This is a genomic window from Sandarakinorhabdus limnophila DSM 17366, assembly GCF_000420765.1.
Classification (GTDB): Bacteria; Pseudomonadota; Alphaproteobacteria; order Sphingomonadales; family Sphingomonadaceae; genus Sandarakinorhabdus; species Sandarakinorhabdus limnophila.
Map to the genome: position 1 here is coordinate 127,736 of NZ_ATVO01000007.1, position 18,414 is coordinate 146,149.

The following is an 18,414-nucleotide window of genomic DNA, read 5'->3' on the forward strand; positions in this document are numbered from 1 at the left end:
AATCGAGTTTGTCGATGACAGCCTTCCTGCCCACACTGAAACAGCTGCAGTATCTCACCGCGTTGCACATCCACGGCCACTTCGGCCGCGCCGCTGAAACCTGCTTCGTCACCCAGTCCACCTTGTCGGCGGGCCTTGCCGAGCTGGAATCGCTGCTGGGCGTGCGGCTGGTGGAGCGCAACCGCCGGGTCGTGCGCTTCACGCCAATGGGCGAACGGGTGGTGTCCAAGGCCTATGTTGTGCTGCGCGAGGCCGATGAACTGGCCGGGCTCACAGTGGGTGGAGACAAGCCGCTTTCCGGCCCGCTGCGCCTTGGCGTCATCCCCACCATCGCGCCCTATCTGCTGCCACGCGCGCTGCCCAAGGTGCGGGCCGATTGGCCCGATCTGAAACTGCACTTGCGCGAGGAAATGAGCGGCCCGGCGACCGAAGCACTGGCGCGCGGCATGTTGGATGTGGTGCTGCTGGCGCTGCCGTGGGACACGGCGGGGCTCAGCGTGATGCCGCTGTTCGATGATCCCTTTTTCTTGGTGTTCCGCCCCGGCGATCTGCCCGATCCGCCGCCGGCCGTCGCGCCCGATGCCATCGATCCACACCATCTGCTGTTACTGGAAGATGGCCATTGCCTGAAGGAGCAGGTGCTTTCCGCCTGCGGTCGTCCGGAACTGCGCGCCGATCCCGCCCATCGCGGCACCAGCCTCGTCACGCTGGTGGAGATGGTGGCCGGTGGACTGGGCCAGACCCTGGTGCCGAAACTGGCGCTGGATGCCGGTATCCTCACCCATGGCAATCTGATCGCGCGGCCGGTATCGGGCAACGCTGCGCGCACCGTGTCGCTGGTGTGGCGACACGCCTCCCCGCGCGAAGCCGAATTCCGCCTGATGGGCGAATCATTAGTGGCAGGATTGGCGCTGTCGTAAGCCGCGGCTATTGTCGGGCGAAACTTGGGAGAGCATCACATGAAGGCCGTGCTGTGCGTTGAACATGGGCCACCGGAAAAGCTGGTGGTGAAGGACGTGCCCACGCCGGAGCCGGGCCGTGGGCAGGTGCGCATCAGCGTGAAGGCGGTGGGGGTGAATTTCCCCGACACGCTGATCATCCAGAATCTCTATCAGTTCAAACCGGCGCTGCCGTTCAGCCCCGGCGGCGAATGCGCCGGCGTGGTGAGCGCGGTGGGTGAGGGCGTGGCTGATATCGCCGTGGGCGATGAAGTGATCGCCATGACCGGCCACGGCGCAATGGCCGAGGAAGTGATCGCCAATCGCGGCCAGATCGTGAAGATGGCGCCAGGCATGCCGTTCGACGTGGCCGCCGGTTTCACCATGACCTATGGCACCAGCCACCACGCGCTCAAACAGCGCGGCGCACTGAAACCGGGCGAGACGCTGCTGGTGTTGGGCGCGGCGGGCGGCGTCGGCCTCACTGCCGTTGAACTCGGCAAGGTGATGGGCGCCAAGGTGATCGCCGCAGCATCGTCGGACGAGAAACTGGCGCTGTGCCGCGAGATGGGCGCCGACGAGGTGATCAACTATGCCACCGAAGACCTGAAGGAGCGCATCAAGGCGCTGACCAATGGCCGCGGGGTTGATGTGATCTACGATCCGGTTGGCGACCGTTATGCCGAACCGTCCTTCCGCGGCATCGCCTGGAATGGCCGTTATCTGGTGATCGGCTTTGCCGCCGGCGCCATCCCGGCGCTGCCGCTCAATCTGCCGCTGATCAAGGGCGCCAGCATCGTCGGCGTGTTCTGGGGCGCGTTCACCCAGGCCGAACCGGCGCTGCACCAACAGAATATGGAAGAGCTGCTGCGCTGGTACGCGGAAGGCAAGCTGAAGCCGCATGTCTCGCGCCATTTCGCGCTGGATGAAGGCGCCGCCGCCATCCGCTGGATGATGGATCGCAAGGCGCTGGGCAAGATCGTCCTGACCGTCTGAGGAGGCACGACAATGGCGCTGCGCGACACCTATCCGCTCTATGTGGCCAATGTGCCGGAGCAGCCCAACACCGATCTGGTGGTGACCGACAAGTTCACCGGAAAGCCCGCCACGCGCGTTGCCATGGCCGATGCCGCCACTATCGATCGCGGCATTGCCGCGGCGGTGGCGGCGGCCGAGCCGATGGCGCGCATGGCCAGTTTCGAACGGCAGGCCGTGCTTGCCCATTGCGTGAAACGCTTCACCGAGCGCGCCGATGAACTGGCGCAGGCCCTGTGCATCGAAGCCGGCAAGCCGATCCGCGATTCGCGCGGCGAAGTCGGCCGGTTGATCGACACGTTCCGCATTGCGGCGGAAGAAAGCGTGCGGATGACCGGCGAGGTGCAGCCGCTCGACATTTCAGCGCGTGCCAAGGGCTATCAGGGCATGTGGAAACGCGTGCCGATTGGCCCCTGCAGCTTCATCAGCCCGTTCAACTTCCCGCTGAACCTCGCCGCCCACAAGATCGCGCCGGCCATCGCGGTGGGCTGCCCGTTCGTGATGAAACCGGCCAGCCGCACGCCCTTGGGGGCCATCATCATCGGCGAGGTGCTGGCTGAAACCGATCTGCCGCCGGGTGCCTTCTCCATCCTGCCGGCCCACCGCGAAGGGGCGGACCTGTTCACCACCGATGACCGGCTGAAACTGCTCAGCTTCACCGGATCGCCCGATGTGGGCTGGGATCTGAAGGCCCGCGCCGGCAAGAAGAAGGTGGTGCTGGAACTGGGCGGCAACGCGGCCGTGGTGATCATGCCCGACGCCGATCTGGATGATGCGGCCGATCGCACGGTGTTCGGTGCCTTTTACCAGTCCGGCCAGTCGTGCATTGGCGTGCAGCGCATTCTTGTTCACGACGCCGTGTATGACGCCTTCAAGGCGAAACTGGTCGAGCGCACGGCCAAGCTGATCGCCGGTAACCCAAGCGACGAAGCCACCTTCATCGGCCCGATGATCGACGTGAAGGAAGCCGCCCGGCTGGACGGCTGGATTCAGGAGGCCGTGGCTGGCGGCGCGAAGCTGCTGTGCGGCGGTCAGCGTGACGGCGCGATGCTGGCGGCAACCCTGCTGGAAGATGTGTCCCGCAGCGCGAAGCTCAACACCGAAGAGGCCTTCGGCCCTGTCGCTTTCTTCACCCGCTTCAAGACGTTCGACGAGGCGCTGCACATCGTGAACGACAGCAAGTTCGGCCTGCAGGCCGGTATCTTCACCCGCGATCTGTTCCAGATGCTGAAAGCCTGGGACGTGCTCGATGTCGGCGGGGTCGTCATCAACGATGTGCCCAGCTACCGGGTCGACAACATGCCCTATGGCGGCGTGAAGGATTCTGGCCTGGGCCGCGAAGGCGTGCGGTTTGCCATGGAAGACATGACCGAGATCCGGAACCTGGTGATCAGGCGGCGGCCGCAGGACATGTGAGGCGGCAGCCAGCCCCCATTCATCGTTTCACACGCACCTTCCCCCCCAACATCCATCCTGCTAGTGGTGCCTTCATGCCCCGTCTGAACCGCTCCGCGCTTGCCTTGCTGCTGCTCACCCCGCTGGTGCTCACCGCCTGCGGAGGCGGCCGCAAGGCCAAGAAGGACCAGAGCTATATCGCGCAGGATGTGGAGACGCTGTATAGCGCCGCGCGCGAAACGCTGGCGAAGCGCCAGTATCGCCTTGCTGGCGCGCAGTTCGACGAAGTGGAGCGTCAGCATCCCTACAGCGTGTGGGCCCGCCGCGCACAGCTGATGTCGTCCTTCGCTTATTATGCGGCGGGCGAATATCAGGAAGCCATCGGCGCCGCTCAACGCTTCCTGTCGCTGCACCCCGGCAGTCGCGAGGCGCCCTATGCCTATTACATGGTGGCCTTGAGCCACTACAACCAGATCATGCCGGTCAACAAGGATCAGAAGACCACGCAGCAGGCGCTGGATTCACTGGGGGAGCTTATCCGCCGTTATCCCAACACCGATTATGCCGCCGATGCCCGGCTGAAGATCGATCTGGCCCGCGATCACCTCGCCGGCAAGGAAATGGAGATCGGGCGTTTCTACCAGAGCCAGGGCCTGTATCTGGCGGCGATTGTCCGGTTCCGCACCGTGATCGACAAGTTCGACACCACCAGCCATGCACCCGAAGCGTTGCACCGGCTGGTCGAATCCTACCTCGCCATGGGCATCCCGGAAGAGGCTACCAAATCGGCCGCCGTGCTGGGCAATAATTATCCGGAATCCAAGTGGTACCAACGCAGCTACAAGCTGATTGGCCGCTGGGTACCGGATGCACCCAAAAAGATGGCCAATCAGGGCGGTCGTTGATGCCGATACCGGCGACCCTGATCACTGCCGGGCTGCTTGGTCTCGTTTTCCTAGCGCTCACCATCCGCGTTGTCGGACGCCGCGTTTCCGGCAAGATCATGATCGGTGATGGCGGCGACAGCCAAATGCTGGAACGCATCCGCGCCCACGCCAATTTCACCGAACATGTCCCGCTCACCCTCATCCTGATGGCGGGCATCGAGATCACCGCCGGCCATCATGCGCCATGGCTATGGCTTTCGGGCGGCCTGGTGGTGCTGGCCCGCATCGCCCATGCCATTGGCATGAGCCGGCCATCGCCCAACCCGTTCCGGGCCGGCGGCGCACTGATCAGTTGGGGGCTGATCCTGGGGCTGTCCTTATGGGCGCTGTGGCTGGGGTTGGGGCTTCAGCCGCCATCTCCCAACTATATTTAGCCAAGCATCCGATCTGCCACAAAGGCATTGGCCTGGCGTTCGCGGCCAAATGTGCTCATCGGGCCGTGGCCGGGCACGAACGCCGTTTCATTGCCCAGCGGCCACAACTTGGTGGTAATGGCTTCCACCAGATCGTTGAAATTGCCCTTGGGGAAATCAGTGCGGCCGATGTTGCCCTGAAACAGCACATCGCCCACAATGGCGAGCTGCGATGGCGCGTGGTGAAACACGACATGGCCGGGCGTGTGGCCGGGGCAGTGATAGACATCCAGCACCAGCTCGCCCACCGTCACCTGGTCGCCATCGTGCAGCCATCTGTCGGGCGTGAACGCCTCGGCGCCGGGCACGCCGTAAGCGGCGCCTTGCGCGGGGTTCATGTCGATCCAGAACTTGTCATCGGGGTGGGGGCCCTCGATCGGCACGCCCAGATCGCGCGCCAGCACCGCGGTGAGGCCGCAATGATCGATATGGCCGTGGGTGACGAGCAGTTTCTCGATGGTCACGCCATTGTCGGCGGCGACCTGCTTCAACCGATCGAGATCGCCGCCCGGATCGGTGAAGGCGCCGCGCATGGTTTTCGTGCACCATATCAAGGTGCAATTCTGCTGGAGCGGCGTGACCGGCACAATAACGGCTTGCAGGGGCGGTTTGGCGTTCATGCCACCATCAGTGGCGAATCCGCCGGCCCCATGCAAGCTGCCAGAAACATTGCTGTTCCGTAATGACGCAATGCGGCAATCTGCTGCTATTCATTGCGTGATTGTAATCAATGAGGCTGCGCATGCAGGAAAAGACAGGCCTGCTGGCCAGTTGGCGGCAGGATGTGCCGGCGTCGATTGTTGTGGCGCTGGTGGCATTGCCCTTGTGTCTGGGGGTGGCGCTGGCGTCGGGTGCGCCGCTGATTTCGGGGCTGGTCGCCGGCATTGTCGGCGGCATTGTGGTCGGCGCCATTAGCCGGTCTGCGCTGTCGGTGTCTGGCCCTGCCGCCGGTCTCACCACCATTGTGCTGGCGGCCATTACCTCGCTGCCCACGTTCGAGGCCTTTCTGCTGTCGGTGTGTCTGGCCGGCGCACTGCAATTGCTGTTTGCGGCCTCGCGCGGCGGCGTGATTGCCGAATTCGTGCCGGGCGCTGTCATCACCGGCATGCTGGCCGCGATCGGCCTGATCCTAATCCTCAAGCAGATTCCGCACGCGGTGGGCTATGATGCCGATCCCGAAGGCGATTTCAGCTTTTTCCAGCGCGATGGCGACAACACGCTGACAGCGCTTGGCCACATGCTCAGCAATGATTTCCTGTGGGGCGCGGCCCTGATTGCAGCCGTCAGCCTGGCGTTCCTGTTCTGGTGGGACAAGGCCAAGCCCAAGGATGGCCGATTGAAATTGCTGCCCGGCCCGCTGGTGGTGGTGCTGTTTGCCGTCGCCGCCAATGAAGCCTTCCGCCAGTTCGCACCCGATCTGGCCGTGGCCAGCACCCATCTGGTGCAGGTGCCGGTGTCGGCGACGCCTTGGGCGCTGGCCGATCAGATTCGCCTGCCGGATTTCGCCACCATCACCAACACCAAGGTTTGGACGGTGGCGCTCACCCTGGCCATCGTCGCCAGCTTGGAATCGCTGCTGTCGGTGAAGGCGGTCGATGAAGTCGATCCCAAGCGCCGGGTAACCGACAAGAATCGCGAGCTGCTGGCCCAGGGCGCCGGCAACCTTATCTCCGGCCTGCTGGGCGGTCTGCCGGTCACCTCGGTGATCGTGCGATCTTCGGCCAACGTCGAATCCGGAGCAGATTCCAAATTCTCCACCATCCTGCACGGCATCTGGCTGCTGCTCGGCCTTGCCGTCATCCCGTCGGTGCTGAACCTGATCCCGCTGTCGGCGCTGGCGGCAATCCTGATCGCCACCGGCTACAAGCTGGCCAAACCGGCGCTGTTCATCCAGCGCTGGAAGCAGGGCTACACCCAGTTCGCGCCGTTCGTGATCACCGTGGCGGCGATCCTGTTCACCGATCTGCTGATCGGCATCGGCATCGGGCTGCTGGTCGGCTTCGGCTTTGTCATCTGGCGCTCGGCAGGCAACATCATCACCTATGTCGAATATGGTGGCACGGTGATGGTGCGGGCGCGGCGCAATCTGCATTTCATGCACAAGCCGGCGCTGGTGGAGTCGCTGAGCCGGGTGCCCGATGGTGCCGAACTGCTGATTGACCTGTCGGCCACCTCCTATGTCGATCTTGATTGCATCGATATCATCAACGGCTTTGTGAAGGCCGCCGGCTTCCGCGATATCAATGTCAGGGTGCGCCCCGATCCGGGCCGCAAGACGGCCGCCCTGATCAACGCCCCCGTTTCCCGCGCCCGCGCCACCTGAAGCTGGACCAGATCCCATGAAGGAAATCGATCAACTGCTGCTGTCGAACCGGGCCTGGGCCGCTGAAATGCTGGCCGAGAACCCCGAGTTCTTCAACCGCAACGTCAACTGGCAGCGCCCGGCCTTTCTGTGGATCGGCTGTTCCGACAGCCGGGTGGCACCTGACCAGATGACGCAGGCGGTGCCCGGTGGCCTGTTCGTGCATCGCAACATCGCCAATCTGGTCTATCCCGATGATCGCAACCTGATGGCCGTGCTGGATTATGCCGTGAACGTGCTGGAAGTGGAGCATGTGGTGATCTGCGGCCATTATGGCTGCGGCGGCATCCAGGCGGCGCTGGACGGCGCGCCAGAGGGCGCGATTGCCCACTGGCTGAAACATGCCCGCCAGGTGCTGAACGATCACCGCAGCGAGATCGAGGCGCTGCCGGAAGGCGAGGAGCGGGTGAACCGGCTGGTGGAAGTGAATGTGCGCGACCAGTTGCTGCATCTGGCCGGCGCCGGCCCGGTGCAGAAGGCATTCCAGGCCGGCCGGCCGCTGTCCCTGCACGGCTGGGTCTATGATCTGCGCGATGGCCACATCAAGCCGCTGATGCGCATCGATAAGGACACGATCCTTTCCGAAGTGCCCAAGCCGGAACGCGTGCTGGTATAACGGAAAAGGGCCGCCGCGTCGCCGCGACGGCCCCTGGATTGCGTTGTGCCGCGGTTACTTGGCGGCGATCACCGTCAACTCCACCAGGAACTGCGGGCCAGCCAGCGCGCTGATCTGCATGGTGGTGCGGGTGGTGGTGGTCGGGTTTTCGGCATTGTTGAAGAACTCGGCGAACCCGGCGTTGAAGCCGGCGAAGTCCATCTTGCCGTCCATGCCGGGCGCAGCGACCAGATAGGCATCCATGCGCACGATGTCCTTCATGGTCATGCCGTGCGCGGCCAGCAGTTCCTTGATCTTCTTCAGCGTGCTGATCGTCTGGGTCTTGGTGTCACCATAATCGCTGCCGCCCGGCGTGGCCGGCGAAGCGAGGTTGCCCGACAGATAGACGGTGGTGGCGCCGGCCTTGACCTTGGCGGCGGTGAGGATGCGGCCGCCGGCGGGGCCGACCTTTTCGACGTTCTGGGCGAACGCCGGTGCGGCAATCGCCATGGCCAGGGTGGCAGCTGCAAGCGTGAACAATTTCATGGATCAGGTCCCCTTCGGTTGCAAAAAGAAGCGGGCGGCAGGATTGCCCTGCCGCCCGCTGTTGGCAAGCGATATCGCTTGCGCCTCCGCTTAGAACTTGGCGGTGGCGCGCACGTACCAGAAGCCGCCCGCCTGACCCAGCGGCGAGGAGCCGGGGTAAAGCGAACCGTTGGCCTGGCCGCCGGTGGACGGATAGGCGTTGCGGGTTTCGACATCCGGATAGTTGTTGAACAGGTTTTCGACACCGACGGCGAGACGATAATTCTCGGCAACGGTGAAGCCGGCTTCGAGATCGATGCCGATTTCGGCACCGAAGGTCTTGCCCCATTCAGGGATACCCGCGGCTGCGTTCGGTGCCGGATACCGGGCGCGGAAGGCCACCGGATCAACCCCGGCCGGGACAGACCCGATCGGCGCGAAATAGGTGCTGAACTTGCCGAAGTAGTTGGCACGCACCGTCAGGTCGAAAGCACCGCTGGTGTAGTTGGTGCTCAGCACGGCGCGCCAGCGCGGGTTGCTATCCTCGATGTTGCCCTTGCGGGTGTTGTCGATCAGGCTCAGCACGCGGGTATCGGTCGGCCGGATGGCCGAAAGCGCGATGGTCTGACGATTGGTGACCTTGGTCCTGTTGTAGTTGATCGCCAGGCTGGAGTTGAAGCGCCCGATGCCGGTATCCGTCCGGTGCGACAACACGATGTCGAAGCCCTGGGTGCGAGTGCGGAAGCCGTTGGTGAAATAGTTCACCTGGCCCAGATCAAGCGCGGTGGGCAGGCCGAGCGCCAGCAGCGCCTGCTGGTCCGCGCCGGTCACGGTCACCGAAGAGGTGATGCCGATACGATCCTTCACGACGATGTTGTAGGCGTCGACCGTCAGGTTGAAGCCACCACCCGGCGTGAGCACGAAGCCGCCCGAGAAGCTGGTCGACTTTTCCGGGGACAGTGACTTGGCGCCGAAATACTGCGCCGAGATGCTGTCCGGGCGGGCGGTCTGTGTTGCCACCGGGACCGGGCTGCCCTGCGGGAAGCCGGTCTGCGTGTTCTGGGTGAACTGCTGACCCGGCGTCGGCGCGCGGAAGCCGGTCGACGCGGCACCGCGCAGGGCGATAACATCGTTGATGGCCCAACGGGCGCTGAACTTGCCGTTGAAGGTGCTGCCGAAGTCATTGAAATAATCGTAACGGGCAGCAAGGCCGAGATCGAGGCCTTCAACCACTTCGGCTTCGAAATCGAGGTAGGCCGAATAGTTGTTGCGGCCGCCTTCAGACACGTCGCTCGGACCGAAGCCGGGGAAGCCGTTGGCGCCCACGGCCTTGGTCACGTTGAAGGTGGTGCCGTTGGCGCGCTGTACCAGTTGCGAACCATAGATGCCCGGTTCCCACGAGGCGCGGTCACCCAGACCAACCGCAAAGGCTTCACGGCGGAATTCCAGACCGGCGGCGATGAACAGCGGTTTGTACAGCCCGATGTCAGTTTCATAGCTGAAATCGGCGTTGATGTTGTATTCCTGCTGCGTGACCTTGCCGAGGTAAAAATCGGTCGGCGACGCCGGACCCAGCGACGGGTTCAGCGTGTCATACATGAAATAGCGGATTTGGTTGCGCCCGAAAGATGCGGTCACATCATACTTCAAGCCGCCTTCGGTGGAGCCCTTGTAGCCCGCGACGAACGACATATCCTCGATCGATGCTTCGAACACCGGCACGAAGCCGTTCGGGAAGATCGAAGTTTCCGTGAAGGTACGGCCGGTTTCGCTGTAGATCGGGCGGCCGGTAGAAGCCTCGGTGCCGATGCGATCCAGATACCACAGCGAGTTGATCGACTTGGAGAAGGTGCCGGTGCCCGGACGCAGCGGAATATCCTGCGCACTCACGGCGATCGGGCGGCGATAGTTGAAGTCGTTGGACTGGCGCTGCCAGCCATAGTTGCCGAACATGTAGACTTCATCGCCATCACCAACCGGAACGGCGGCGTTCCAGACCACGCGATAGGCGCGGTTGGACGGCTGGCCGAGCTGGTTGCCCGTGGGACGCGGCGGCTTGATACCGGCAGCGATCAGCGGGGCGATTTCCGGACGCGGCACCGAACGATCGAACACGTTCTGATCGATGAATTCGCCGGTGATGTTAAAGAAGCCGCCATCGCCCAGCTTGAAACCGGCGTTGGCGCTGATCTGCAGGTCTTCACCGTCGCCACGATAGGTCTGGCCATAACGAGCGGCGAGGTTGTAGCCGGAATCGGCGCGGTTGAGGCCGATGTTGATCACGCCGGCGATGGCGTCCGAACCGTACTGGGCAGCAGCGCCGTCGCGCAGCACTTCGATGCGGCTCACGGCCGGCGAAGAGATCTGCGACAGATCGGGACCCTGCGAACCGGCGTTCAGCGAATCGCCAGCGACCTGCACCAGCGCCGAACGGTGCATGCGCTTGCCGTTGATCAGCACGAGGATCTGGTCAGCCGGCAGGCCGCGCAGGTTCGGCGGACGCACGAAGGCCGAGGCATCGCCCAGCAGGTTGCGGTTCTGGTTGAACGACGGCACCAGCGTTTTCAGGATGCTCTGCAGCTGCGGCGACGGCTGGGCCTTGAAATCTTCGGTGGAGAAGACGTCGATCGGCACGGCGCTTTCAGACACAGTGCGGTCGGTACGACGGGTACCGGTCACGATGATCGTGGTGTCTTCCTTCGATCCTGCGGCGGCCGTTTCCTGGTCGTCGGCGGCAGCGAGGGCCGGTGCGGCCATGCTGGCCAGCACAAGGGCGACCATCGAGGTGGCCAGCTTCAGATCGACCCTTTGGGCCTTGTCGTTCAATCGCATCATGTCAGTCCCCTGGTTATAATTCGTCATGCTCAGTCGCCGGTTGCTGCGAAGCGATCCTTCCCGCCGCTCAGCAGTTCCGGCCCTGTCAGGCCACACCGAATCGACAACCGGCCTTGGCCGCCGCCGATCCACGTTACCAACTCACTGGCAACGCCCAACGGCATTCAACTGAACAGCCCAAGTTTCAGGCTGCAAGCGGATTCCGGTGGGCTTTTTCAAGCGCCAATGCACCTGTGCCTGACATACGCCATTCGCGCACCCCAATAAATGGCCGCAGGGCTGTTGCCGCAATGATACAGTTGCCGAGCGTTGCATTGGCGCAACAGTTCGCTGCTGCAACGGGCCGCTTCAGGCCGGGAATGTCTTTCCCATCGGCACGAAGCGCACCGCCACCCCGCCGCAATCCAAATCGATCGGGGCCTGGCCGGTGTAGCCATGGGCAGCATAGAAGGGCTCGCCGGGCAGAGTCGCCATCAGTTCGGTGCGGGTGAAGCCGGCGTCTGCGGCTGCGTCTTCACAGGCCTTGAGCAGTGCCGCCCCCACCCCGCGCCGGGCGGCGTGCGGCGCCACGAAGAAGGCGCGGATCTTGGCGGCATCGCGCGCCGGATCGAGCAGGCCGGACTCGCGGCCGGCAAACTTGTCCCCGCCGAACAGCGTCGCGCGCTTGCTCCAGCCGCCGCAGCCCAATCGGTCGCCCGCGCTGTCTTCCACCACCAGATAGGTGCCATCCGCTACCAGCTCCGTATCGACGCCGAACACATGGGCGATGGCGGCTTCGGTTTCCGCAGGCGTGTAGAAACCCTGGCTTAGGATGCGGGCCGAAGCGGTGATGATGGCCTCAAGCGCCGGGATTTCGGCAGGCTGTGCCTGACGGATGTGCAGATTGGTCATGGTAGCAAGGCTCATGCCCGATACTGGCTGCGCCCGTCCACCACGGTTTCCAGGATGGGAATGTCCTTGATGCGGTCGGACTTCACCACGGTCGGGTCTTCGCCCAGCACGACATAATCAGCCAGCTTGCCGGCGGTCAGGCTGCCCTTGATGGCTTCCTCCTTCGCGGCCCAGGCACCGTTGAGGCTGTTGATGCGGATCGCTTCCAGCACCGAAACGCGCTGGTTGGCGCCCCAGGTTTCGCCGTTCCAGCCGGTACGCGTCACCATGCCCTGGATGCCCATCAGCGGCGCGAACGGGCCGGGGAAGAAATCACTGCCGGCGCACACCTTGATGCCGTGATCGAGGAAATCGCGGAAGGCCATGGCGTTGGCCATCCGGTCGGCCCCGTAAAATCCGAACTTGTCGCTGTTGTAATAGGCGTAACTGGTGAACGGTGCCGGCACCGCGCCCAGCGCCGCCATGCGCTTGAGCAGACCGGCATTGACCAGCGTGCAATGGGTGATCTTTGGCCGCAGATCCTTCACGGCCAGCTTCGCCTGTGCCCGTTCAAAGGCGGTGAGCGCCATGTCGATCGCCACGTCGCCATTGGCGTGGATATTGGGCTGGATGCCGGCGCGCACCACCTTTTCCACCCACGCATCCAGCACGTCCTGCGGTTCGGTGACATTGCCATAATAGGCCGGGTTGCGGCCGGCGTAGGGCGTCGAAAGCGCCATGGTGCGTTCCGAAAAACTGCCATCGGCGGTGTGTTCGGCAGTCGCGCCCAGCCGGATCCAGTCATCGCCGAACCCGGTTTTCAGGCCGGCGGCGATCATCTGGTCCACCATGGGCCCCCAGGCTTCGTAATTCACCCGGTGCTTCAACTGCCCGGCGGCTCGCACGTCCTGAATGGCGGCCAGATCGCCGCCCTGATGGTGCACGGTTGTCAGGCCATAGCGGCTGAAGGCGCCGCTGATGTGCGCCATGCCGGCCCGCGCGCGCTTCGCCTTTTCGGCGGCATCCAGCACCGGGCGCTGGCCCTTTTCCTCGACCAGATCGATGGCGTTATCGGTGATGCGGCCCGAAAGCCGGCCATCGGGCAGGCGATCGAAGGTGCCACCGGGCGGGTTGGGCGTGTCCTTGGTGACCCCGGCGAGCGCCAGCGCCAGGCTGTTCACGAACACGGTGTGGCCGCCGCGATGGCGCACCATCACCGGGTGGGTGGTGCTGATCTTGTCGAGATCGTCAACCGTCAACTGCCGGCCATCCTTCACCTTGGTATCGTCGTGGAAAAAGCCCTCCACCCAGAAACCGGCCGGCGTCTTTGCGGCCTTGGCCTTCAACTTGTCGATGATGGAGGCGATGGTGACGAATTCCACCTCGAACGGATTGCCTACCAAGGTTTCATACAGCAGGACGTCGCCGATCGGGTGGTTGTGGCAATCGATGAAGCCCGGCATCACGCAGGCGCCCTTCAGATCGATCATGCGCGTGCCGGTGCCAGCCAGGCCCTTCACCGCATCATCGCCCACCGCCATGATGCGGCCGCCCTTGATCGCCATCGCCGTGGCGGTGGGCAGGGCATCATCCATGGTGATCAGCCGGCCATTGTGCAGGATCGTATCGGCATCGCGTTCCTGCGCGGCGGCACGGGCGGCCCAATTGGCCCACAGCGGCGTGGCCATGGCGACTGCAAGCAGGTGGCGGCGATTGGCATGGATGGTCATCGGCTGGTTCCCCCTGATGGCATCGTCGCGCCGCAAATCATGAAGTGCAAGAGGCAAGAAAAAGGGCGGGGCTGGCCCCCGCCAACCCCGCCCACTTCGCGACGAGCGAAATCAGATCAGCCGGGCTGGCCCGCGGCGCGGCGGCGGGCGACGGCGCCTACCAGGCCAAAGCCCAGCAGCATGAACATCCAGCTGGCCGGTTCCGGCACCGGATCGAACACATTGCCGGATACAGCCAGATTCAGCTGATAGCTGCGGGCGCCCACGCTGCCAGCCGGGGCGAAATCGATGAAATTGAAGGTGAAGATGTCGCTCACCGCGCCCACGGCGAGCGGATCGAAGGTCATCGAATATGTGTTGGAAAGGCCGCCATCAAGGCCGTTGCTGAACGTGGTGATGGTGCTGGTCAGCTGGCTGTTGTTGGTCGACCGGCTGATCGAGGTGAGGCTGAGCCCGGCCGAATTGATGTTGCCGATGTTGGTGATGGTGAAATTGAGCAAGGCCGGGCCGCTGTTGACCAGCAGCGTGCCAAAGTTCAGCGAACTGCTGGTCACGGTCGATCCGGTGCTGAACGACGGGTTGGCGAAGTTCAGATAATCATAGGCCACGCTGTACTGGTTGTTGGCCGCCGTCGTGCCGCCGACCGTAAACCTCGTGTCTGCAAAGCCGGTGATGACGTTGGAGCGATTGACGATCTGGGTATTGGTTGCGTTGACTGAGGTCGTGAAATTGACAGTGCCGGGGCCTGCGCCTGCCAAGAGGGCAAGGTTGGCTGCCGATACGGCCGTTGAACCACTGAGCGTCCGCGCCGACGAGGTCGTGTTGCCTGCCGTGGGCACCAGGCAGGCATCGTTGTCGCATCGTTCTGTCACGGCAAAGCTGGTCGATGTCACCGATGCGCCAGCAAGCGCAACCGTGCCGGACATCGTCGAACCCACGTTGACGCGGCGATTGTTGCCTGAAGTCGGCACGTTGCCGCGCGCGGTCAGCGCCAGCGTGATCGGAATGTTCACGCTCATCCGTGCGCCAACCAGGATGCCGGTCGTGGTATCGAAACGGCTTATCGGAACCAGTGTCGGGCCGACGACGGTGGACGTGCCAGCGAAGGTGCTGGTGCCGACGCCGTTACGGCTCTGAGTCTGAATGGTGGTGAACTGGCTGGCGGTCGTGTTCTGGGTGATGGTGATCGGCGTTGCCGCCATCACAGACCCGGCCATCCCGACAGCTGCCATGCCGGAGACAAATTTCGCAATCTTGTACACGTGACCCAACTTTCCTGGTCCCGACCCCTTGGGACTTACCCGCAAGGGGGCAAGAATTGTGCCAAGCGTGAAAAATCCAGACAAGTCATTGAGAAAAAACAATAGTTAAGGAAGTATTTACAGCCATTTTGTAAACCAGCCCGACAGGTTTTTCCCGGAATCACGCGCGAACCTCCGATACCGCTGCCGCTTGCGCCTTCCCCAATCAACCAGTTTTGCCGAACCGCGCGTCGGCTCACAGTGGCGGTGAAAAAGGGAGGACCCACCCATGGATTTCGCGCTGCCCGCCGATCTGATTGCCTATCTGGCCGAGCTTGACGCCTTCATCGAAGCCGAGATCAAGCCACTGGAGCAACAGGACGACAATATCCGTTTCTTCGATCATCGCCGCGAATGGGCGCGCACCGATTTCGAACACGGTGGGTTGCCAAGGCGCGAATGGGAATTGCTGTTGCGCGAAGCCAGCATGCGGGCCGACAAGGCCGGCCACTGGCGGTTTTCGGCGCCGAAGAAATATGGCGGCAAGGACGGCAGCAACCTGTGGATGGCGGTGATCCGCGACAAGTTCGCCGCCAAGGGCCTGGGCCTGCACAATGATCTGCAAAACGAACACAGCATTGTGGGGAATTTCCCGTTTGTCGCCATGTTCGAAAGCTTTGGCACCGAAGCGCAGCAGCAGGAGTTCATCCTGGGCGGCTTTGCCCGCAACCGCATCACCGCCTTCGGCCTGACCGAGCCTGATCACGGCAGCGACGCCACCCACATGGAAACCACCGCCGTGCCGGAAACCCGCGACGGCGTTGATGGCTGGCTGATCAACGGCGAGAAGATGTGGACGACCGGCATGCACGTCGCCACCCACTGCGCCACCTTCTGCCGCACATCGGGCGCTGCCGGCGCCGCGCGCGGCATCAGCTGCTTCCTGGTGCCCACCGACACGCCCGGCCTGAAGGTGGAAGAATATCTGTGGACCTTCAACATGCCCACCGATCACCCCCGTGTGAGCTTCACCAACGTGTGGGTGCCGGATTCGACGCGGCTGGGGCCAGCCGATGGCGGCCTGTCGCTGGCGCAGAGCTTTGTTCACCAGAACCGCATCCGCCAGGCGGCCTCGTCGTTGGGCGCGGCCACCTTCTGCGTGGAAGAGAGCGTGAAGTACGCCCGGACCCGCAAGCCGTTCGGGGAGGCACTGTCGAAGAACCAGGCCATCCAGTTCCCGCTGGTCGAACTCGCCACCCAGTGCGAAATGCTGCGCCTGATGATCTACAAGACCGCGTGGGACATGGATAACATGCCCCACGAGGCCATCGAGAGCCAGCTTTCGGACAAAATCTCCATGTGCAACTATTGGGCCAACCGGCTGGTGTGCGAAGCCGCCGATCGGGCGATGCAGGTGCACGGCGGCATCGGGTACAGCCGGCACAAGCCGTTCGAACATATCTTCCGCCACCACCGCCGCTATCGCATCACCGAAGGGTCGGAAGAGATCCAGATGCGCAAGGTTGCGGCCTATCTGTTCGGCTATCTCGGCCCCAGAAAGAAGCTGTTCGCCGATTTGTAAGCGTGGCAAGCAACGCTCATGAAACTGGGCGTCTGCTGGTATCCCGAACAATGGCCGGAGGCGCTCTGGGCCAGCGATGTGCAGCGCATGGCGGCGCTGGGCTTATTGTTCGTGCGCATCGGCGAGTTCGCCTGGAGCCGGATCGAGCCTGAACCCGGCCGGTTCGAATGGGACTGGCTCGACCGCGCCGTTGATCTGGCCCATGCGGCGGGGCTGGAGGTGGTGATGGGCACCCCCACCGCCACGCCGCCGAAATGGCTGGTGGATGCGCACCCGGAAATATTGGCGAAAGGCCGCGACGGGCAGGTGCGCGGCTTCGGCTCGCGCCGGCATTATTGTTTTTCGTCAGACGTGTATCTGGAGCAGGCCAAGCGTATCACGGCATTGATGGCGGATCGTTACGGCCAGCACCCGGCCGTGGTGGCGTGGCAGACCGACAATGAATATGGCTGCCATGACACGGTGGTGAGCACGTCCGACGCGGCCAAGGCGGCGTTCCGGCGCTGGCTGGCCGAACGTTATGGCAGCGTGCAGGCGCTGAATGCGGCGTGGGGGCTAAGCTTCTGGAGCCAGGAGTATCGCAGCTTCGACGAGGTAGACACGCCGTTCGGCACCGTCACTGAAAGCCACCCGGCGCACCGGCAGGACTGGCAGCGCTTCTCCTCCGCCATGGTGGAGCGGTTCAACGCAGCCCAAGTGGAGATTTTGCGCGCCGCTTCGCCGGGGCGGGATATCGTCCACAATTTCATGGGGCTGTTCACGGAGTTCGACCACTACGCCGTCGGCCGCCAACTCGACGTGGCGACATGGGACAGCTACCCGATCGGTTTCCTGGGGCAGGGGCCGTTCAGTGCCGCTGACAAGGCGCGTTACCTGCGCACCGGCCATCCGGACCTCACCGCCTTTCACCACAGCCTGTACCGCGCTTGCGGGCAGGGGCGCTGGTGGGTGATCGAACAGCAGCCCGGCCCGGTGAACTGGGCGGCGTGGAACCCGGCGCCGGCGAAAGGCGCCGTCGAACTCTGGGGCTGGGAAGCCGTCGCCCACGGCGCCGAGCGCATGAGCTGGTTCCGCTGGCGGCAGGCGCCAACCGGGCAGGAGGCGATGCACGCCGGGCTGAACCGGCCGGACAACCTGCCGGGGGCGGCGTGGCCCGAGGTGGAGGCATTGGCCGCTTGTCTGGCCGCGCTTCGCCCGCTGCCGCCGCGCGGGCGCAGCGATGTGGCGTTGATCTTCGATTATGACAGTGTGTGGGCAGTGCAGAGCCAGCCGCAGGGCCGCGATCAGGATGCGCTGGCCACCGCCATGGCCTGGCACACGGCGGCGCGGCGGCTGGGGTTGAGTGTCGATATCGTGCCTCCAGATGCTGATATGGCGGGTTATGGCCTTGTACTTTTGCCCGGACAGGTCTTTGTGGATGAAGGGTTTGCGCGCCGCCTTGAAGACAGCGACGCAACTGTGCTTGCCGGCCCGCGTACCGGTTCCAAGACGCGCGATTTCGCCATTCCTGCGCACCTGCCGCCCGATGGCCTGAAGACGCTGATCGACGTGACGGTGGCGCGGGTAGAAAGCCTGCCGCCCGGCATCGTGCTGCCCGCCGGCAATGCAGGAGAGGTGACGGGCTGGATGGAGGATGTCGAGGCCGGCACGGCAGTTGAAACGCGCCTCGCCCTCGATGATGGCCGCGGCCTGTGGTTTGCGAGCCAAGCAGCGCATTATCTCGCCGGCCAGGTTGATGAAGGCCTGCTGCGCCGCGTGCTCGCCGATGTGGCGACAACGGCCGGCCTCAGCCCGCGCGACCTTGGCCCCGATGTGCGGCTGGAACGGCGTGGCAACTTCAATTTCCTGTTCAACTATGGCCCGGAACCCGTCACCATCGCCCATGATCTTTTGATCGGCCAAAACCCGGTGCCGCCTGCGGGCGTTGCCATCTGGAGGGACTGAAC

General features: G+C 63.8%; 15 protein-coding genes. 9 read left to right on the plus strand and 6 right to left on the minus strand.

Annotated features, from left to right (window positions below):
- The first annotated feature begins 14 nt into the window (after positions 1 to 14).
- From G566_RS0110225 to G566_RS0110245, 5 genes are all read left to right on the plus strand, one after another.
- The gene (locus tag G566_RS0110225; RefSeq protein WP_022680579.1) at positions 15 to 920 is read left to right on the plus strand and encodes a hydrogen peroxide-inducible genes activator; all 906 of its coding nucleotides are present in this window, start codon (positions 15 to 17) and stop codon (positions 918 to 920) included.
- Positions 921 to 959: 39 nt separating this feature from the next.
- Positions 960 to 1,934 carry an NADPH:quinone oxidoreductase family protein gene (locus G566_RS0110230; RefSeq protein WP_022680580.1) on the plus strand — a complete coding sequence of 325 codons (975 nt, stop codon included), beginning with the start codon at positions 960 to 962 and terminating at the stop codon, positions 1,932 to 1,934.
- A 12-nt stretch (positions 1,935 to 1,946) separates the two neighbouring features.
- Positions 1,947 to 3,389, plus strand: a complete 1,443-nt coding sequence (locus tag G566_RS0110235; RefSeq protein WP_022680581.1) for an aldehyde dehydrogenase family protein — start codon at positions 1,947 to 1,949, stop codon at positions 3,387 to 3,389.
- Positions 3,390 to 3,463: 74 nt separating this feature from the next.
- A complete protein-coding gene (locus tag G566_RS0110240) occupies positions 3,464 to 4,273 on the plus strand; it encodes an outer membrane protein assembly factor BamD (protein ID WP_022680582.1) in 810 nt (269 codons plus the stop codon).
- Positions 4,273 to 4,689 (plus strand): MAPEG family protein, encoded by a 417-nt coding sequence (locus tag G566_RS0110245; RefSeq protein ID WP_022680583.1) that lies wholly within the window; start codon positions 4,273 to 4,275, stop codon positions 4,687 to 4,689. Before G566_RS0110240 ends, G566_RS0110245 begins: the two co-directional genes overlap by 1 nt.
- Here the strand turns inward: G566_RS0110245 and G566_RS0110250 are convergent.
- The gene (locus G566_RS0110250; RefSeq protein ID WP_029131533.1) at positions 4,686 to 5,348 is read right to left on the minus strand and encodes an MBL fold metallo-hydrolase; all 663 of its coding nucleotides are present in this window, start codon (positions 5,346 to 5,348) and stop codon (positions 4,686 to 4,688) included. The two genes, G566_RS0110245 and G566_RS0110250, sit on opposite strands and share 4 nt — an antisense overlap.
- Before the next feature lie 122 nt (positions 5,349 to 5,470).
- On the opposite strand from G566_RS0110250, the gene G566_RS0110255 reads away from it, so the two are divergent.
- Together G566_RS0110255 and G566_RS0110260 are read left to right on the plus strand one after the other, a co-directional pair.
- Positions 5,471 to 7,051, plus strand: a complete 1,581-nt coding sequence (locus G566_RS0110255; RefSeq protein ID WP_029131534.1) for a SulP family inorganic anion transporter — start codon at positions 5,471 to 5,473, stop codon at positions 7,049 to 7,051.
- Positions 7,052 to 7,067: 16 nt separating this feature from the next.
- On the plus strand, positions 7,068 to 7,706 hold the full coding sequence (locus tag G566_RS0110260; protein ID WP_029131535.1) for a carbonic anhydrase: 639 nt from the start codon (positions 7,068 to 7,070) through the stop codon (positions 7,704 to 7,706).
- A 54-nt stretch (positions 7,707 to 7,760) separates the two neighbouring features.
- On the opposite strand, the gene G566_RS0110265 is transcribed toward G566_RS0110260, so the two are convergent.
- The 5 genes from G566_RS0110265 to G566_RS0110285 form a co-directional block, all read right to left on the minus strand.
- Complete coding sequence (locus G566_RS0110265) at positions 7,761 to 8,231, minus strand: Rid family hydrolase (protein WP_022680585.1); 471 nt, start codon at positions 8,229 to 8,231, stop codon at positions 7,761 to 7,763.
- Between the two features lie 90 nt (positions 8,232 to 8,321).
- A complete protein-coding gene (locus G566_RS0110270) occupies positions 8,322 to 11,045 on the minus strand; it encodes a TonB-dependent receptor plug domain-containing protein (RefSeq protein WP_243442438.1) in 2,724 nt (907 codons plus the stop codon).
- Between the two features lie 348 nt (positions 11,046 to 11,393).
- The gene (locus G566_RS14155; protein WP_243442439.1) at positions 11,394 to 11,951 is read right to left on the minus strand and encodes a GNAT family N-acetyltransferase; all 558 of its coding nucleotides are present in this window, start codon (positions 11,949 to 11,951) and stop codon (positions 11,394 to 11,396) included.
- Positions 11,948 to 13,645: an amidohydrolase gene (locus G566_RS0110280; RefSeq protein ID WP_022680589.1), complete on the minus strand. Its 1,698-nt coding sequence runs from the start codon at positions 13,643 to 13,645 to the stop codon at positions 11,948 to 11,950. The genes G566_RS14155 and G566_RS0110280 overlap by 4 nt, the downstream gene beginning before the upstream one ends.
- Positions 13,646 to 13,761: 116 nt before the next feature.
- A complete protein-coding gene (locus G566_RS0110285) occupies positions 13,762 to 14,862 on the minus strand; it encodes a PEPxxWA-CTERM sorting domain-containing protein (protein ID WP_022680590.1) in 1,101 nt (366 codons plus the stop codon).
- 313 nt (positions 14,863 to 15,175) lie between these two features.
- On the opposite strand from G566_RS0110285, the gene G566_RS0110290 reads away from it, so the two are divergent.
- Positions 15,176 to 16,468, plus strand: a complete 1,293-nt coding sequence (locus tag G566_RS0110290) for an acyl-CoA dehydrogenase family protein (protein ID WP_022680591.1) — start codon at positions 15,176 to 15,178, stop codon at positions 16,466 to 16,468.
- A gap of 18 nt (positions 16,469 to 16,486) precedes the next feature.
- Entirely contained in the window at positions 16,487 to 18,412 is a 1,926-nt protein-coding gene (locus G566_RS0110295; RefSeq protein ID WP_022680592.1) for a beta-galactosidase, read from the plus strand.
- Positions 18,413 to 18,414: the final 2 nt, after the last annotated feature.

Excerpts from the sequence above, each read along its gene's own strand:
- G566_RS0110260 (WP_029131535.1), top strand. The coding sequence starts at position 7,068 with ATGAAGGAAATCGATCAACTGCTGCTGTCGAACCGGGCCTGGGCCGCT.
- G566_RS0110290 (WP_022680591.1), top strand. The coding sequence starts at position 15,176 with ATGGATTTCGCGCTGCCCGCCGATCTGATTGCCTATCTGGCCGAGCTT.
- G566_RS0110245 (WP_022680583.1), top strand. The coding sequence starts at position 4,273 with ATGCCGATACCGGCGACCCTGATCACTGCCGGGCTGCTTGGTCTCGTT.
- G566_RS0110240 (WP_022680582.1), top strand. The coding sequence starts at position 3,464 with ATGCCCCGTCTGAACCGCTCCGCGCTTGCCTTGCTGCTGCTCACCCCG.
- G566_RS0110255 (WP_029131534.1), top strand. The coding sequence starts at position 5,471 with ATGCAGGAAAAGACAGGCCTGCTGGCCAGTTGGCGGCAGGATGTGCCG.
- G566_RS0110235 (WP_022680581.1), top strand. The coding sequence starts at position 1,947 with ATGGCGCTGCGCGACACCTATCCGCTCTATGTGGCCAATGTGCCGGAG.
- G566_RS0110230 (WP_022680580.1), top strand. The coding sequence starts at position 960 with ATGAAGGCCGTGCTGTGCGTTGAACATGGGCCACCGGAAAAGCTGGTG.
- G566_RS14155 (WP_243442439.1), bottom strand. The coding sequence starts at position 11,951 with ATGAGCCTTGCTACCATGACCAATCTGCACATCCGTCAGGCACAGCCT.
- G566_RS0110265 (WP_022680585.1), bottom strand. The coding sequence starts at position 8,231 with ATGAAATTGTTCACGCTTGCAGCTGCCACCCTGGCCATGGCGATTGCC.
- G566_RS0110295 (WP_022680592.1), top strand. The coding sequence starts at position 16,487 with ATGAAACTGGGCGTCTGCTGGTATCCCGAACAATGGCCGGAGGCGCTC.
- G566_RS0110280 (WP_022680589.1), bottom strand. The coding sequence starts at position 13,645 with ATGACCATCCATGCCAATCGCCGCCACCTGCTTGCAGTCGCCATGGCC.
- G566_RS0110225 (WP_022680579.1), top strand. The coding sequence starts at position 15 with ATGACAGCCTTCCTGCCCACACTGAAACAGCTGCAGTATCTCACCGCG.
- G566_RS0110285 (WP_022680590.1), bottom strand. The coding sequence starts at position 14,862 with ATGGCCGGGTCTGTGATGGCGGCAACGCCGATCACCATCACCCAGAAC.
- G566_RS0110270 (WP_243442438.1), bottom strand. The coding sequence starts at position 11,045 with ATGATGCGATTGAACGACAAGGCCCAAAGGGTCGATCTGAAGCTGGCC.
- G566_RS0110250 (WP_029131533.1), bottom strand. The coding sequence starts at position 5,348 with ATGAACGCCAAACCGCCCCTGCAAGCCGTTATTGTGCCGGTCACGCCG.